We start from the raw sequence: 17,360 nt of genomic DNA on the forward strand, positions 1-17,360 counted from the left end.
AGTTGCTTGAGGAAGAAGTTTACAAACAAATACTTTTAGATAAATTATCTTTAAATGAAGGAATGTTATATGAAAATGCAATAGCACAGATGCTTGTAGCGAATAAACATAAATTATATTTTTATACTCATTACAATACTGAAAAACATCGTAATGATATTGAAATAGATTTTCTCTTACCGAACAATAGTAAATTAAATTATAAACTATATCCGATTGAGGTTAAATCAGGTAAGAAATATTCGACATCTTCTTTACTTAAATTTAAAGAAAAATATAAAAATCGAATTGGAGAATGTTATATTATTCATCCTAAGAATTTATCTATCAAGGACGACATAGTTTGTATTCCGCCTTATATGACCTTTATGTTATAGAAAAATAATAATTATAACCATAATACATATTGGTATCATGGCGGTTGATAGAATAAAAGTTGTATTGTGTTTATTTGTGTTGGACTAAGCAGTTAAGGAAATGCAACAGGTAAGAAACAAATATGCCATAAAACCTTCATTTCATAGGATTTCGAAGTTTTCAAAACGTTAGTAATAATTGTTATGAGAAGATTAGGGAAGTATTTAGACATAGGAGTGTTTGGATACTTCTTTTTGTTAGACAATGAAGCATTAGTAAATGAAATTGCAAGTATTATCACAAATGCTAGAATCATTAAAAATATTAATATTGAGTTAATTAATGCATATTGGAATATAGGATGTATTATAGTTGAGGATGCAAAATATGAGATTGCTTTATTTAAAATATCCAAATTTCCAGACACTGTCTAGCAAATTAAGTTGATCACATTATTACGAATTATTATATATATCTGATGATGACAAACGTAGTTTCTATGAAAAAGAAGCAATTAATGCAAATTGGTCAGTAAGGGAGTTAAAAAGACAAATTAGCACTTCATTATTCGAAAGATTGTTATTATCAAATGGAGAGATTAATAAAAAGAAGATTCTTGAATTAGCGTTAAAAGGAAATGAAATTGCCAAACCAGAAGATATAGTAAAAGATCCTTATGTTTTTGAATTTCTTGGACTGCCGGAAAATAAACCAATGATGGAATCTGATTTGGAAGAAGCTCTTGTTAGACAAATTGAAAAGTTTCTTTTGGAACTTGGAAAAGGATTTATGTTTGTAGGAACTCAGCAAAGAGTAACATTCGGGAATACTCATTATGATGTTGATATGGTTTTTTATAATAAGATCCTAAAATCTTTGTATTGATAGAATTAAAAACTATAAAATTGATGCCTGAAGCTGTTGAGCAACTTAATATGTATTTAAATTATTATGTGGCAGAAGTTAATGATGAAAATGATAATCCACCAATTGGATTGATTTTATGTATTGATAAAGGCAATGTTGATATGCAGTATGCATTAGGAGGTTTGAGTAATAATATTTTTGCTTCAAAATATGTAACATATATGCCTGATAAGAAACCTTTAAAAATCTTATTTTATCGTATTTTACAGTTACCAAAACGTAAATGTTGTCATGAGCAGATTAGATACTTCATTTTGCTTTTATGAATAGGAGTATAATCTCTTAAAAAAGTTATAATTATGAAAGTGAAATAGGAATATAGCTGTTGATTAAAAAGTTATTCTAAAAAGATACTAAGAAGTATGAATGCTTCTTTTTTTTGTTTATATTTCCAAATAATAAGTAAAAAGATTATAGTTTTTATTTATTAGTAAAAAGACTAATAAAATATAAATATTAGTTATATAGCTTATAATTATTGAAAGTAAAATGGAATTATATAGCTATTCTTAAAAATGTAAAGGGAATAGCTTTTTTTGACTAATTATATTTCTTTGCTACTTTATATGTGTAATAAATATCAATAGGCAGAGAAAGTATTAATATACTTATAGACCATAGATAGCACACAAAACCTTTTGTAAAGCAACATCCTACTATAATAAGTATTCCGTCAACGATGAATGAAATTCCACCAAATCGCTGACTTTTTCTCCATGTTATTTCATTTTTCATGCTCCATGTCGTTCTCAGACCAATCATTGAATTCATCTTCGCTTTAGGCATGATATTTCCAATAATCATAATGATCATACCCAATGATATAAAAATAAGCTGCATTGGATCAATAAATACAACAGTTAAGTTTTCCGCTTTGATAATATCTGTATAAAGAAAATAAAACGGCATGATATTAAATAATAATAGTAATAATATTCCTGTGGTGAAACCGATCTTTTGATTATTATTTCCATCTTTTTCTTGCTTAGCGGCATATTTTGTTATTATAAGTATGACAAGTCCGAAAATTATGGTAATTCCGGGGAAAATAAATACTTCATATTTGCTTCCCCATCTGTCAACTTCACCAGTAATTCCATAATGAGCAGGGATTTGATCCGGCAGGAATTGTAAAGATATTAAAACAGAAAGTAAAGGCAAAAACATTAGAAAGTAGAATAATCTTTTATTTTTCATTTTGTTGTTCTCCTTTTAGGTTGCTTAACCATAGAATCGTTTCATCTAAGATTGAAAGATTAGGTTCGTAAAATATAAAATTTTTGTATTTTGTTTCATAGATTAAATCAGCTTTTTTTAATTTTGACAGATGATAAGAAAGAGCCTGAGGGGATATGTTCATTTCTTTAGCCAAATCTCCTGAATTTATTTTGCCTTGTTGTAATATCATTAGTATCCTCCTTCGATTATCATCAGCTAGTGCACGCAAAATTTCATTTATCCCAAGATATATCACCTCAATCTGTTTAAATATTTCTTTAAATAGATTATATGCTAAAATTAATATAAAGTAAATACTATTTAAAAATAATTTTAAATAGAAGCTGTGTATATAAAATAGTTTGAATACCTTATATAAATAATTATATAGATGTCATAATAACCTGTTTCCTATGGATTGGATAGCGGTATTATGTTGAAAAAGGATGGATCATGGTTCTTGTGAGAGTTTTCATTGGAATTGTTTATGTTGTTGTATGCATGCAGCTGTTTTTTGATTTTGGACAATTGACCTTTTAAAAAAAGTATTCATTTTTGTCGAAATATTCTATAATAATTATATGTAAGAGGAAGGATCATGAAAGAAAAATTCGATTTATTCTGCAAAGAAAATCCGTGTGAATTTAGTGAAGAACAACTAAACAGATTAAAATATGAGCTGGAACATCCTCGACAGGGTTTCATCTGCGATGAAATGGTAGATTATATGCTATGGATGAAAGGTTTAAAATCAAGACAAGAATATTTTGCTGATTATGTTGCCCGTATTTTTACACCGGATCGATATCCCCATCTTTTAGAAGTGGGGTGCGGTCCTAGTGCAAGACTCTCTTCTTTACTTGTTTCAAAAGGATATAGAATGAGTGCAATGGATCCAAAACTGGAACAATTCAAAGATCCTGTCGAAGGTCTCAAAGAAAGGTTTGATCATAATACGACTTCGATATTAAAATATGATGCGATCATTGCTCAGGAACCTTGTGATGCCACTGAACATATCATTCGTTTATGTGCAAAGGAAAAGAAAGATTTCATTATCAGCTTATGTGCTTCCCCTCATCGATTTATTGATGGGAAAATGCCAGAGTCTGTTGATGAGTGGTATGATCATTTAAGAGCTATTGATCGTGACCATACGATTATCATTTATCCCAATATGGTACCAGGATATGATACACCGGTGATGATCGGGATGTTTTATAATAAAAGATAAAAATGATTCCAAAAGTTCACTTAGGAATCATTTTTATGTATTGTTAGTTATTTTTTTGAAATTCATTGAGGATGTCATCTAATCTTTCTAATAGATGAAGAATCGTGCCATCTTCAATAGAATGAGCCAAGAAACCATCATAAAATCTTTCTTTTCTTGTGATCATTGTCAGGATCGTTCGAATCTGATGGATATTTAAATCTTCTAAATAGATATTCTTACAGTATTGATCATAGTTTTCCATGTAATTCAGGTCAGCCGGTAAGAGCTGTATATACTCGAAGGCTTCTTTTGGATAGATTGGATAAGAGCGTCCTCCTTTTTCATTTTTCGTCCAGGCTACCTTTTTATAATCAGCAAAGAAATTGATTGCTGCTTGCAGCTGATCTTGATTGATTTGTTTGATGAGGTCTTCTTCTTTAAGATGTTGATTTAGGATGGTTTCACCTAACTGCAGCGTGTTGTCATCAGGAATCGCAAAGATGATGTTGATATCATAGTCGGGGTGTTCATTGATAAAATCACTGCAAGCCTGTATAGCAGTTTCCCATGCTTCTTTTTTCGGATATCCATAGATACCTGATGAGATCAAAGGGAAGCCTATCGAATGACAAGCCCGTTCTGTCGCAAGCTTTAAAGCGTTTTGGTAACAACGATAAAGTAATTCGGGCTCATGATGTTGACCATCTATCCAGATGGGGCCTACGGCATGAATGATATAATTTGTATTAAGCTGGAAGGCAGGGGTAACAACAGCATTACCGGTTTCACAATAATTGATATTGCGACAGGCTGCTGTTAATTCCTTGTATCCGGCAGCTTTGAAAATAGCGCCGCATACGCCTCCGCCGGAATAAAGATGGTTGTTGGCGGCATTGACGATACAATCCGTTGTAACTTTTGTAATTCCTATATGTTGAATATGAATCGTGCTCATGTTTTCACCTCTTCTTTTATTTTAACACGCTTTTTGATTAAAGGTTTGTTTTTTATAAATTTCAATTCTTTTTCAATCCCCGATGGTATAATAATACTTAACAGAGGTGATGAAATGAGGGTTTTGCTCGTGGAAGATGAAAGTCTCTGCATGCATACCATCCTTATCGGCAACCACACTCATCCCGGTATCCCCCGTATTTCTAATGCTGTCATTGGCATATGAAGGATTAGAAGGATTACATGTTGTTATAAGTGGTGGTGATATTTGTTTAATTGTCGGTGATGATGGTATTAATGCTGCTGGTGGTAATGATGCGAGTGGTACTGATGGCGGACGTGATGGCATGTTTGGTGATCATGGTGGCTTTGATTCATCATCTTCTTATGGTACGATCTTGATTTCAGGTGGTAACCTGTATATCCATGCTTCAGACGATGGTATTGATGCAAACGGTACACTTGAAATTAGCGGTGGTTATACGGTTGTCGTAGGTCCGACACAGGGAGATACCGCAACGCTTGATTATGATATCAGGGCAACGATTAGCGGTGGTATATTGGTACAGGTGCTTCAGGGATGGCTCAAACCTTTAGTGATTCCACACAGGGCGTGATTGCTGTGAATGCCGGGCAACGCGCTGCGGGAACGCTGATTATCCTGACAGATCAAAAGGGCAATACGGTTATGAGCTATACTTCAGAATTAGATTTTAATGTAGTAATCCTCAGCAGTCCGGATATCATCAGCGGTGATACTTATACGATCACGATCGGTTCTGATTCAGGTGAATTTGAAGTATCATAAATTGATTTCAGCGGAATTTCCTTTTTTCTTCATCAAAATTTCATTTTCTGGCGTTAAATTAAAAGCATAGAAAGAAAGGATGATGATTATGTTCGATAAGGATCAGACAGAGATAAATGAAAATGAAAAAATAACAGAGGAAAAAGATACGAAGAAAGATAAAACGAAAAGACGTTTTATCGCAATGGCGCTTTGTTTCTCACTAATTGGTGGAGTATGTGGTGCCGGAGTCATGAAACTGAGCGATGTGATCGGTAATGATGCATCAACGATCAATCTTGGAACACGTCCTTCTTCCATTATTAATGTCAATCATGTGAATACGGGAGAAGAATTGACAGCTGCCGAAATTTATGCGAAATATGTCAATTCAACGGTAGGTATCAAGACGGAATCAACAACGAATTATTTTGGTCATACAACGACATCAGCAACTGCCGGTTCCGGTTTTATTCTCACTTCGGATGGCTATATCGTTACGAATTATCACGTGATTCAAAATGCGCAGCGGATACAGGTGACTACTTATGATAACACATCATATGATGCGATCTTAGTGGGCTATGATGAGAACAATGATATTGCGGTATTGAAAATCGAGGCGGAAAATCTTACACCGGTCGTACTTGGTGATTCAGGCAATATGAATGTGGGCGATGATGTCGTTGCGATCGGTAATCCATTAGGTGAGCTGACCTTCTCTTTGACAGGAGGCAAGGTGAGTGCCTTAAATCGTGATATAACGACTTCAGATGGGATTACGATGGAATTGATTCAGACAGATTGTGCGATCAACTCGGGTAATTCAGGTGGCGCTTTGTTCAATATGTATGGTGAGGTCATCGGTATTACCAATGCGAAATATTCATCTTCATCCAGTGGTACTTCAATTGATAATATCGGTTTTGCGATTCCGATCAGCAATGTCCTTGATATCATTGAAAGCATCATTGAAAAGGGCTATGTCAGTATGCCTTATATCGGTGTCACGGTTACCGATGCATCTGATCAATCTTCAATTGAAGGTGCTTTAGTGGCAGGTATTCAGAGCAATTCTCCGGCTGAACAAGCCAATCTGCAGGAGGGCGATATCATTACGTCAGTGAATGGTGAAACAATTAGCGGAAGCAGTGATTTAAAAGATAAGATTTCAGAAAGTAAGGTTGGTGATACCCTCTCACTTGAAGTATATCGGAATGGTAAAACCTTGACGATTCAGGTAACGGTCGGTGAACAGAATACGACGAATAATGGCGCAAATGTAGAAAAAAGTAATTTTTCAAGCTCAAATGATAGAAATTAATGAAAAGCATAGGTCAAAAGACTTATGCTTTTTTAAATCGTAATGGTTAAAATTTGATATAATAATAGAGTATTTATTCATGAAAGGAAATGTATATGAAAGATTATAAGATACTCGTCATTAATCCGGGTTCAACCTCTACCAAGCTCTCTTTATTTATCAATGATAAAAATATGTTTACCAGTGATGTTTTTCATGATTCTTCAATTTTAAAAAAATTTCCAACGATCAATGATCAATTGGATTATCGAATGAAGGTCGTAAGTGATTTTATAGAAAATAACCATCTTGATCTTTCAGGCTTAGATGCGATTGCCTGCCGCGGCGGTGCAAGCTATTCGGTGGCCAGCGGTACTTATGAGGTAAGCGATCAGTTGATACAAGATACGAAAGAAGCAAAAGGCGGCTTATATCATTCCTCGATGTTAGGTGTACAGATGGGTAAAAAAGTACAGGAAAAATATGGTGGACGAATGTTCATGAGCGATCCGACCGTCGTTGATGAATATTGTGAATTGGCAAGAGTTACAGGTATTGACGGTATTTACCGTCGAGCAATCAGTCATGCCTTAAATTTAAAAGCAGCGGCCCGTAAGTATGCGACTTCAATTCATCGCAATTATGAGGACTTAAATCTTATCGTTGCGCATATTGATGGCGGCATTACGATTACGGCTCATGATCATGGCAAAATGATCGATGGCAATGATGGTGGTGGCGGAGAAGGACCTTTTACGCCTACGCGCATGGGTTCTATGGCCATAAGTGATGTCATCGCTTATTTATGGGATAAACCAAAGGAAGAAATGCGCAATCTATGTAGTGTCACAGGTGGCTTCTCCAATTATTTCGGTACTTCTGATTCAGATAAGATTCATCAGTTAGTAGAAAAAGGCGATAAAAAAGCAGTTCGTGTCTGGAATGCGATGATCTATCAGATTGCGAAATGTATTGGTGCCATGAGTGCGGTACTGGAAGGTCATGTTGATGGGATCGTGCTGACAGGTGGTTTGATGCGTTTTGAAGATATTAGGGAAGGAATTCAAAAGCGTTGCGGCTGGATTGCACCTATTGCGGTATATGCCGGGGAATATGAGCAGGAAGCACTGGCTTTCAATGCCTTGCAGGTGCTTAAGGGTGAAAAAAAGGCCTTAGTTTATACAGGAAAACCTGTCTGGAATGGATTTGATGATGAAAAGAAAACCATGATCTGATCAATATTCGTCTATGAATTATGTTGATGGGTGTTGTAATAGTTGACATGAATATTAGAAAAAATGGATGTAACTATTGACATTACAACACAGAAGTGTTATCTTTTAGATGTAATCAAAATGGTTACAACAGCCATGGCATTTAAAATGAGATATTAGGAGGACAAAAAGATGACACAGATTGAAAAAGCATTAGAATTGATTCAGACATTTGCAAGTGGTGATACCGATAAGGCATATGAGCTGCTTGCAGAGGGGTATATCCAGCATAATTTAGCTTATGGTACAGGACGTGATGCCTTTATAGGCAGCGTAAAATATTTAGCGGGTGCACCTGTTAAGACAACAGTAAAAAATATTCGTGCCTTTGAAGATCATGATAAGGTGTTCTTACATACCGTTTATAATTTTGCGGGTGCAGGTGAGCAGGTTGCTTTTGATATTTTCCGTTTTGATGAAAATGGTAAGATTATTGAACATTGGGATAATCTGGCAGCAAAGGCAGATGTAAATCCATCAGGTCATTCCCAGATTGACAATGTAGCTCCTGTTTTGGATTTAGATAAGACAGAAGCGAATCGTCAGTTAGTGAAGGATTTCTTATATGATGTGATGCAAGGCAACAATCCTCAGAAAACACCTGATTACTTTGATGGTGATACCTATATCCAGCATAACTCAGGTATTGCCGATGGTGTTTCCGGGTTAGGTGCTGCTTTAGAGGAAATGGCTAAGGCTAATATTGAGATGATTTATACGACCATTCATCAGGTGCTTGCCCAAGGCAATTATGTATTAGCTGTCAGTGAAGGAACTTTTGGTGGAAAGCCGACAAGCTATTATGATTTGTGGCGTGTAGAAAATGGCAAGATTGCTGAACACTGGGATGTGATGGAAACGATTGCCGATCGTTCTCAGTGGCAGAATGATAATGGAAAATTCTAAAAAAAAGTCGGATCTTTATGGTCCGGCTTTTATCGATGATAATAATTTTTTAAAAATTCTTTTTTATATTCTTCAAAAGTACCATTGATGATGGCTTCACGTATTTCTTCGGTCAAACGAATGATAAAACGTAAATTATGCATGGAAGCAAGATTGTAATACTGATGCTTATCTTCCTGTTTTTCAGATTTCATCAAGGCTCTTAGCTGTGTTCGTGTCCATCCGGCTTTGCATGTCGGACAATCACAGTTGGCATCTAACAGCTCATGGCTGCCATCAAATTTATGAAGGCTGATAGGACCATATTTTGTATAGATACGGCCATGACGGGCTTCTCTTGTCGGAGCTACACAGTCAAATGTATCGGCTCCCATTTCTGAACCGATCAAAATATCATCCGGATGTGACAGACCTAAAAGATGACGAGGTTTATTTTCAGGTAATTCTTCACAGCACCAGCGAAGGATCTCACCCAAACTTTCTTTTAAGAAAGCACCTCCAAGTCCATATCCGTCAAAATCCATGCTGGCCAGCTTTTTGGCGGTAGAACGACGCAAATCTTCCCAGCGTCCACCTTGCAGTACACCGTAGAGTGATTGGCGATAACCAAGATCATCACGATGCTTGAGATGTTCATCAAGACTGCGCTGTGCCCATCTTTCCGTACGTGCTAAAGCCTCTACGTTATAATCATAGCTGTCCGCCAATGAAGTCAATTCATCAAAGGCCATATGGATGTCTGCGCCAATACGGCATTGAATCTGCATCGATTCCTCCGGCCCGATAAAATCATCCTGATCTGTAAACGGATCATGAAAATATACCCCGTCTTCGCTTACATGTGCCAAACGATCTTTCGGATCGGTATTGATCACTTCCTGTTCACGCTTCATACTGACAACCTTGCCTAAACCGCTTCCTAAAGACATGACCTGGAAGCCACCGGAATCAGTTAATGTCGGTCCCTGCCATCCGGACCATTCTGCCAGTCCGCCATGCTCTGCAATTTCAGGGGATACATTACGCAAGTGATAGCCATTGCTTAACATGGCCTGTGCATGAATCGCATTCAAATCCTCACTGCTGACAAAGCGTACTTCACCTTTTGTGCCTACGCACATAAAAGCGGGTGTATGAATATCGCCGTGAGGTGTATGAAGGATGCCGGCACGTCCTAATTTTCCATCTAATTTTTTTGTGATCTCAAAGCTGAACTGATTATTGTTTTTATATTGTTTCATGTAATCTACCTCTTAACTTATTTGCAATGAACGCTTCTGATGGCGATAAGATGATCTCAAACCCCATACCGAGAAGATAGGCAAAAAGGGCCTGAGTCAAAAAGTCCATAAACGGAAGGACACCAATAAAAGCAATGGTTTCAAATATTGCGGAATCAACCAAATGGGCAAAAGCAGATGATCCCAAAGCTCTGGCAATAAAGCTTCTTGAAAAAATATTTGGACTATTTTTTAAACGTATGAAAAGATGATTATTAAAAAGATTGGAACAAATATAAGCCATCAGCGAAGCCACGATGATTCGTGGTGTAAAGCCCAATACATCCGCATAGGCTTCCTGCATCTTCCATTCCTTATAAGCAGGTAAAGCAATTACGGCATAAAATACGATCATTGCGATGATATTCACCAAAAAACCTGCCCAAATGATATCCTTTGCTGTTTTCTTACCATAAAATTCAACGATCAGATCACCAAGAATATAGGTAAGCGGGAAAACAACGATGCCTCCGTCAACGGCAATGCCGAAAAAATCCCACAACTTGATCGCCGCGAGATTTGACATCAACAGAGTGCTTGCTGAAAGAGCAGCAAAATAGATCAAAAGCTTTTGTTTAAAATTCGACATGAAAGTATTATACCATAAAAATAATGGAATGACAGTTAGATTCAACACATGAATCATCGTTGTTGCGATTCACAAGGATGAAAAAATAAACTTTTTCATTATTTTATTGGGAAAAATGACCATTTCATGGATATAAAATAGTAGGTGCCATAAATAAAAGGAGGGAGTACCATGACACCTGTATTTTTTGTATGGAGGGATTACAGATGGGTTTTGAACCTTTCATTCTTCTCCAACTATTCTATGAAAATGTGATAGTTGTGAAAGAATGCTTGCGTTTGATCATGCTGTATATCAGTCTGATCAGACGATAAGCTGTGATCCTCCCTCCTAAATGAAACCCCAGTGCCAACACCACTGGGGTTTCCTATTTGTATGGAGTTCATCCGTTATTATTCTAGCATATCTTTTCCCATTTGTCATTAACATTTCACTTTTTTATGCACGACTAATAATCGAAAATAATTTTGCTTTCTTGCCGATGAATAGTAATCCATGGTTTAGCTTGAATCATATAAAATGATTGGGAAAAAATAGAAATACTGATATAATAATAACGAGGTGGATCATGGAAAATACGATTGAACAATTAAACAGTATGTTTAAAGGTGGTCTTGTTAATGGAATCTTGACGATTTCATTCTATGTCATCTTATTTCTTCTGGTAAATTATCTCATAACCAAACTTATTCGCAAGCATGAGTTCAAACATAAGGATGCAGTTCTCAGGATCAAAAGCATACTTCTATGGACGATTTTAATTTTCAGTGTGTTATCGCAAATTACCTTTATGCAGGATATTGCGACAACCTTACTTGCCGGAGGAGGCATCGTAGCTGTTGTTGTTGGTTTAGCGAGTCAGGAAGCGGCAAGCAGTGCTGTCAGCGGTATGATGATCCTGATATCCAAACCATTTAAGGTAGGAGATACGATCATTTTAAAGGAATATGATCTTCGCGGCAAGGTAACAGAGATGACCTTATCCCATACGGTCATCGAAACGCTTGAGAAAAATCTGATCATGATTCCGAATACCTTGGTCAATAAAGCGATTGTTGAGAATATGACACATGAAACAGAGTACAAGGTAGCTTATCTGTCATTTGATGTTTCCTATGAGAGTAATCTGGATAAGGCAAGTGAGATCATGAAAGAAGTCATTACAAACCATCCTCTATATTATGATATCGGTGAAGAAGTAAAGATTCATTGCACGGAGCTGAAGGATAGCGGTATTACATTAAAAGCCAGGATGACGACCCGTAATATTGACGACAGCTTTGAATTATGCAGCCAATGTCGTTTACAGATAAAAAAAGCTTTTGACGAAGCAGGCATTGAAATTCCTTATCCGCATATAACAATAAAATAAAACTTTGCTTTATTTATGAAAAAGGTGATCAATTGATCGCCTTTTAATATGAAGATATGCTAATATATTTTTGAATTATAATCAATTATTCATAATAAATGGTACTCCAACTCATATCATAAATTATAATTTAAAGATTATGGTTAAGGTTAAAAATATGACTTATTATGAAATTTACATAAAATGAACTTTTTTTTCTATATCAGTAGGTACAAGACGTATTTCTATTTCAATACCCATTTTAATCATTTCTTTTAACTTTTGCTCATCTTCTTTACTAATAAAAACAGCTTTTGAAATTTGATAACGATCATCTTTAGATTGGGTTCCTCCGATATTTATTTTTTTTATTGATGGAACGTTCTTTGTTAAACGATATGCATCCTCAATACTTTCAAGTATGATGAATAACTTATATTTATCTGTACTACCATTATTAATTAGTTTGATGGCATCTTCTATATTTTTCATAACAAGTTTTACACCTGAAGGTTTTGCGATTTTCATTGCTGCCATTCTAATCTCATTCTTCATAAGTTGATCACTTATAAGAAAAATACAGTCTGCATCAAGAAATTTTGTCCATGAAAAAGCCACCTGTCCGTGGATTAAACGATGATCAATTCGAACACATTTAATCATTTTTATTTTCCTTTCATATTATAGTTCTATTAAACGGCAATTTAAGTTATTCGTCAATCCTAAAATTCTTCATCTTCTATTTTTACTAAACTGTTTTTACTCATTAATGTGATTCCTTCTTTACCTGCTTCCATAAATTTTGATAATTTTTCTTGATCTGTATCATCAAAACACGTAAGAACTTCTAAAACCATGCTCATGTTCATTCCTGAATACAGAAATAAATTATCATTATCTAAAATTTGCATCAAAGCTGTATGAACACTTCCTCCTAGAACATCTGCAATGACAATATATTGAGTATTAGGATGTAATTTTATCTCTTCATTCAATTTATTTGCATATTCTACAGCACTGTCACCAGGATATAGGCTATATGTTTCGATGTCACATGAGGGTTTACCGATAATGACTTGAATGGAGTGAAGCATTCCTTTTGATAAATCACCGTGCGACGCAAGTATTACTTTTTTCAATTTCATCACCACCTCTCAATAAATGTTACGCATAAAACGTGCCAAACTCGAAAAAACAAATTTATTTAATTCTACGTTTGCTTGCTTTTTGAATGTTTAATAATGTTCGATACTTATTAACTGTTCTTCTTGATACATTTAAGTTATATTTTTTTAACTCTCTGACCAATTGATCATCGTTAAAAGGAGCACGCTTGTCTTCATCTTCAATAATTTCAATCATTGCTTTTTTAATCGCATCACTACTATCCCCTTGTGTTGTAGAACTTACAAATAAATCTGAAAGGCGAAAATAATGATGATTAAATTCATAATATTTATCTGCGATAGCGCGTGAAACAGTAGAAGCATTGATACCTAATTGGCTGGCAATATTTTGTTGTGTGCATGGTTCTAATTCAGAACCATATAAAAAATAGTTTTCTTGTATTTTTAGTAATTCGCTCGCAACAAGCATCAGGGTGCTATTACGCTTGTCCAAATTGGCTAAAAGAATTTTAGCATCTTGAAAATATTTTCTTACAGTAGGATCATGATCAATTAAATCTGTATAAAGATCATTTGTAGAAATTTGAAAATAGCGAATTGGAGATAATACAATTTGGTGATCAATGATTTCAACTTTTAAATCAGGTAAAATAAATTCATTCTTTTCAGAAGAAAAAACAGAACATGGATAAGGATTTAATGTACGGATAAAAGCCATATCTTGTTTAATATCATTAAGTGTGCGATGCATGTTCTTAGCAATGCTGACATAGTTTTGCTGAATGATTTCTTCATGGTAACATTGAAGCATTGTAGCAGCATGATATCGATGTTGGTTCTTACATTGAATAATAAGAGCATCGATACTATCCTTGGCAGCGACACCAATAGGATCAAAATGTTGTATCAAATTGAGATTCTTTTTGAAAACATCAATTTGGACATTGAGCTTTTGACATACTGATTCAAAATCATCGTTAAAAAAGCCGCTATCATTTAGTGATTCAATGATATAAGAGCAAACACGTGAATCATAACTGCTATCAGTTGTATGAAGTTGAAAATATAAATGTGCTTTTAAATCAACTTGTTTTGAAACATTTTCAAAAGATTCATCTAAAGAAAGATAAGGATAAGAAATGGGTTCTATTTCTAGTAAAGGATTTTCTTGAATCAACTGTAGGATACTTTGAAACATTTCACTGTTACTTATGCGAAGAAATTCAAGTGAATCATATAGTTTTGCATGAAAGGTTTGTGTTTGTATTGTCTTCAATTGTTTATTCAATCGATAATTCATATTCACACTCCCTCTACTTATATTTTACGCATAAATCATGCCAAAATGTGAAATTTGACAAGAAAAATTTACTTGTTATAATGAAAATATCTACTACCAAAAAGAAGGTGATAAAATGAATCAGGAATTAATCACAACAGTAATGAAACACACGAAAAAAAATGAAGGATCACATGTAAACGAGATTAGTAAAGAATTAGCGAAAAGCAGAAATTATGTTGCACGTGAAATGAATATTCTTGTAGAAGAAGGGATTCTTTTTTGTATAGAAGAAAAAGAACCGATTTATTATCATAAACGTGTTTTTGAACTTGAAAATAAATGTATAGTAAAAAAGAACCGCTATTTATCAATGAACGAGCTGATGAAGCAAGAAAAGAAAACAGACAAACTTGATTTTGAAAAATTGATTGGATATCAAGATTCTCTTGCTTCTTGTGTTCAACAGTGCAAAGCGGCTATTTCTTATCCGAATGATTCATTACCAACACTATTATATGGACCAACAGGTACGGGAAAAAGTTTTATAGCACAGCTAATGTATGAATATGCTGTAAATCATCATATTTTAGATGAAGAAAAGCCTTTCATCACGGTCAATTGTAGTGAATATGCGAACAATCCTGAACTTTTAACCGCTAATTTATTTGGCCACAAAAAAGGTGCATTTACAGGAGCAGATAAAGATAATCCGGGATTGATTCAAGTTGCGGATGGTGGTGTTCTGTTTTTGGATGAAGTACATTGTTTAAAAGCAGAATGTCAGGAAAAGCTATTTCTATTTATGGATAAAGGAATTTATCATCGGGTTGGTGAGAATGAAAAGTGGGAGCGTGCACATGTACGCCTTATTTTCGCAACTACAGAAAAGCCACAAGAAGTTTTATTAAAAACATTTTTAAGAAGAGTGCCAATTATTGTAACGATACCTTCGTTGAAAGAGAGAGGGATTTATGAACGCATTCAACTAATTTACTCTAGCTTTATGCAAGAATCTGAAAAAATTAATAAAGAGATTTTGATTAGCAATTTTGTCTATAATATGTTTGTTCATTATGAATTTGAAGGGAATATTGGTGAGTTAAAAAATACAATACGTGTATGTTGTGCAAATGCTTTTTCAGATAGTAAAGATGAAAATATTGAAATTCATATGAAGCATTTACCATCAAATATGTTTGCAAAGCAAACTTTGAAAAAAAATGTTGCTTATCAAGGTGACCATCGAATGATGGATATGCGAAAACTTTATATAGAGTCTAATAATCATAGTCAGGTTATTGTTCTTTATAACAAATTGATGGATGCGGTTTATAAAAACAGAAATCAACTCATTGAAGAATGTTTTAAGATACTTACAGAATACTATAATCACGTAATGTATGATAGTAAAGATATAAAAGACTATAAAAGTAGTTATATTATGAATGAAATATCTGAAATTTTCAAAGAGGTTTTTGAACGATATAACATCAACATTAATAATAATGATTTAGTGCTTTTATTTAAGTATATCGGTGATGTGATGGAAGAACCTTTACGAATTCATGATTGGCAAGAAGAAAACCATTTACAAATTATTCATTTAAAAAAAGAGGTTTCTTCAATTTTAAATAGAGAGTTATTAATCGCAGAAGAAATTGCCAAACATATACATCAACATTTAGATTTGGTGGCAGGAGATATGTTTACATTTGTACTTGCAGTGAATATTAAGATGATGAATCGCGACCGTTATATTAAACGAAGGGTTGGTATTATTTTGGCACACGGTTATTCTACTGCATCATCAATTGCGAACGCTGCAAATCAGTTATTGAATCAGCATATGTTTGAAGCTATTGATATGCCAATTGAAGTAACTACTGCAGAAATCATAGATTCATTAAATTCCTATCTAACAAAAATGAATCATTATGAAGAAGTGATTTTACTTGTGGATATGGGGAGTTTAGAAGAAATTTATAAAGGTCTTCATGCAAATGTAAATATTGGAATCATTAATAATATTACGACAAAGCTTGCCTTACAAATTGGATTTGAGTTGCAAAAAAATACACCACTTGAAAAGCTTTTAATCAAGGTATGTAAGTCAAACAGTTTCCATTACCATATCATTGAAAAGAAAGAAAAAGAAGATGTTATATTATGTGCTTGTGCTAGCGGATTAGGAACTGCAGAAAAAATCCGGCAGTTATTGGTTTCTAGTTTTCCTCATCAAATAAATTTGAATATTTTAACCTGTGATTATAATCAATTGGTAGAAAATAAAGAAATGAGTGAATTTTTTAAAAATTACAATGTAATCTGTATCATTGGAACATTAAATCCTGATATTGAGGGAAAACTTTTTATACCAATAGAAGAGTTGATTGCTAATCAGAACGTAGAAGTGGTAGAAAAGATATTTAAAAAATATTTGGATGACAAAGAGGTTAAGATATTTGAAGAAAAATTATTGAAAAATTTTTCGCTTACAAATATTATGGATTATTTAACAATATTAAATCCGGCTAAGCTTTTAGAACATGTAGCGAAAGCATTAGATGATTTTCAAAAACTTTATAAGATCAGAATTCGTAGTAATACCAGTATTGGATTGTATATACATACATGTTGTATGATTGAGCGTTTAGTAAAACATCAACCTTTCAATAACTATTTTGAAATTGAAGAGTTTAAGAAAAATGAGTCAAATTTTATTGCTTGTATTCGGGAATCTTTTGCACCTGTTGAAGATTATTATGGTGTAAAAATTCCACTTGATGAAA

Annotated in this window: 18 protein-coding genes and 1 pseudogene; 11 read left to right on the plus strand and 8 right to left on the minus strand. The window is 34.2% G+C overall.

The genetic code is table 11. The annotated features are described in order from the left end of the window. From Q0K35_RS04630 to Q0K35_RS04640, 3 genes and pseudogenes are all read left to right on the plus strand, one after another. On the plus strand, positions 1 to 377 hold a 377-nt coding region (locus tag Q0K35_RS04630; protein ID WP_294561501.1), incomplete at its 5' end, for a DUF4143 domain-containing protein. A gap of 183 nt (positions 378 to 560) precedes the next feature. After that, positions 561 to 791: a hypothetical protein gene (locus tag Q0K35_RS04635; RefSeq protein ID WP_294561502.1), complete on the plus strand. Its 231-nt coding sequence runs from the start codon at positions 561 to 563 to the stop codon at positions 789 to 791. Positions 792 to 828: 37 nt separating this feature from the next. After that, positions 829 to 1,550, plus strand: a pseudogene (locus Q0K35_RS04640) (PDDEXK nuclease domain-containing protein). Positions 1,551 to 1,824: 274 nt separating this feature from the next. Here the strand turns inward: Q0K35_RS04640 and Q0K35_RS04645 are convergent. Beyond that, positions 1,825 to 2,481, minus strand: a complete 657-nt coding sequence (locus Q0K35_RS04645) for a DUF1648 domain-containing protein (protein ID WP_294561503.1) — start codon at positions 2,479 to 2,481, stop codon at positions 1,825 to 1,827. Continuing rightward, a complete protein-coding gene (locus Q0K35_RS04650; protein WP_294561504.1) occupies positions 2,471 to 2,692 on the minus strand; it encodes an ArsR family transcriptional regulator in 222 nt (73 codons plus the stop codon). The genes Q0K35_RS04645 and Q0K35_RS04650 overlap by 11 nt, the downstream gene beginning before the upstream one ends. 408 nt (positions 2,693 to 3,100) lie before the next feature. Here Q0K35_RS04650 and Q0K35_RS04655 point away from each other — a divergent pair, with 408 nt between their 5' ends. Continuing rightward, on the plus strand, positions 3,101 to 3,736 hold the full coding sequence (locus Q0K35_RS04655) for a hypothetical protein (protein WP_294561505.1): 636 nt from the start codon (positions 3,101 to 3,103) through the stop codon (positions 3,734 to 3,736). A 43-nt stretch (positions 3,737 to 3,779) separates the two neighbouring features. Here Q0K35_RS04655 and Q0K35_RS04660 read toward each other — a convergent pair whose 3' ends face one another. Further along, positions 3,780 to 4,673: a macro domain-containing protein gene (locus Q0K35_RS04660; protein ID WP_294561506.1), complete on the minus strand. Its 894-nt coding sequence runs from the start codon at positions 4,671 to 4,673 to the stop codon at positions 3,780 to 3,782. A gap of 136 nt (positions 4,674 to 4,809) precedes the next feature. Between Q0K35_RS04660 and Q0K35_RS04665 the strand changes: the two genes are divergently transcribed. From Q0K35_RS04665 to Q0K35_RS04685, 5 genes are all read left to right on the plus strand, one after another. Next, a complete protein-coding gene (locus Q0K35_RS04665) occupies positions 4,810 to 5,289 on the plus strand; it encodes a hypothetical protein (RefSeq protein ID WP_294561507.1) in 480 nt (159 codons plus the stop codon). Beyond that, positions 5,253 to 5,480 (plus strand): hypothetical protein, encoded by a 228-nt coding sequence (locus tag Q0K35_RS04670; RefSeq protein WP_294561508.1) that lies wholly within the window; start codon positions 5,253 to 5,255, stop codon positions 5,478 to 5,480. Before Q0K35_RS04665 ends, Q0K35_RS04670 begins: the two co-directional genes overlap by 37 nt. Before the next feature lie 88 nt (positions 5,481 to 5,568). Further along, entirely contained in the window at positions 5,569 to 6,783 is a 1,215-nt protein-coding gene (locus tag Q0K35_RS04675) for a trypsin-like peptidase domain-containing protein (RefSeq protein ID WP_294561509.1), read from the plus strand. A 95-nt stretch (positions 6,784 to 6,878) separates the two neighbouring features. Then, entirely contained in the window at positions 6,879 to 7,997 is a 1,119-nt protein-coding gene (buk, locus tag Q0K35_RS04680; protein WP_294561510.1) for a butyrate kinase, read from the plus strand. 171 nt (positions 7,998 to 8,168) lie between these two features. Then, positions 8,169 to 8,942 (plus strand): nuclear transport factor 2 family protein, encoded by a 774-nt coding sequence (locus Q0K35_RS04685; RefSeq protein ID WP_294561511.1) that lies wholly within the window; start codon positions 8,169 to 8,171, stop codon positions 8,940 to 8,942. 29 nt (positions 8,943 to 8,971) lie between these two features. Here the strand turns inward: Q0K35_RS04685 and tgt are convergent, their stop codons facing one another. Then, on the minus strand, positions 8,972 to 10,183 hold the full coding sequence (tgt, locus tag Q0K35_RS04690) for a tRNA guanosine(34) transglycosylase Tgt (protein ID WP_294561512.1): 1,212 nt from the start codon (positions 10,181 to 10,183) through the stop codon (positions 8,972 to 8,974). Further along, a complete protein-coding gene (locus Q0K35_RS04695) occupies positions 10,170 to 10,868 on the minus strand; it encodes a queuosine precursor transporter (protein WP_294561513.1) in 699 nt (232 codons plus the stop codon). Before Q0K35_RS04695 ends, tgt begins: the two co-directional genes overlap by 14 nt. A gap of 511 nt (positions 10,869 to 11,379) precedes the next feature. Between Q0K35_RS04695 and Q0K35_RS04700 the strand changes: the two genes are divergently transcribed. Beyond that, the gene (locus tag Q0K35_RS04700) at positions 11,380 to 12,183 is read left to right on the plus strand and encodes a mechanosensitive ion channel family protein (RefSeq protein WP_294561514.1); all 804 of its coding nucleotides are present in this window, start codon (positions 11,380 to 11,382) and stop codon (positions 12,181 to 12,183) included. A gap of 174 nt (positions 12,184 to 12,357) precedes the next feature. Here Q0K35_RS04700 and Q0K35_RS04705 read toward each other — a convergent pair whose 3' ends face one another. Genes Q0K35_RS04705 through Q0K35_RS04715 form a run of 3 tightly spaced genes read right to left on the minus strand, consistent with a single transcriptional unit; the run spans position 12,358 to position 14,589 of the window. Further along, positions 12,358 to 12,825, minus strand: coding sequence for a PTS sugar transporter subunit IIB (locus tag Q0K35_RS04705; RefSeq protein ID WP_294561515.1), 468 nt, complete (start codon positions 12,823 to 12,825; stop codon positions 12,358 to 12,360). A 59-nt stretch (positions 12,826 to 12,884) separates the two neighbouring features. Then, entirely contained in the window at positions 12,885 to 13,307 is a 423-nt protein-coding gene (locus Q0K35_RS04710; protein WP_294561516.1) for a hypothetical protein, read from the minus strand. Between the two features lie 55 nt (positions 13,308 to 13,362). Next, positions 13,363 to 14,589 (minus strand): hypothetical protein, encoded by a 1,227-nt coding sequence (locus Q0K35_RS04715; RefSeq protein ID WP_294561517.1) that lies wholly within the window; start codon positions 14,587 to 14,589, stop codon positions 13,363 to 13,365. 115 nt (positions 14,590 to 14,704) lie between these two features. Here Q0K35_RS04715 and Q0K35_RS04720 point away from each other — a divergent pair. Beyond that, the coding region (locus Q0K35_RS04720) for a sigma 54-interacting transcriptional regulator (RefSeq protein WP_294561518.1) at positions 14,705 to 17,360 on the plus strand (2,656 nt) is incomplete at its 3' end.

The organism is uncultured Traorella sp. (assembly GCF_944327115.1).
GTDB lineage: Bacteria > Bacillota_I > Bacilli_A > Erysipelotrichales > Erysipelotrichaceae > Traorella.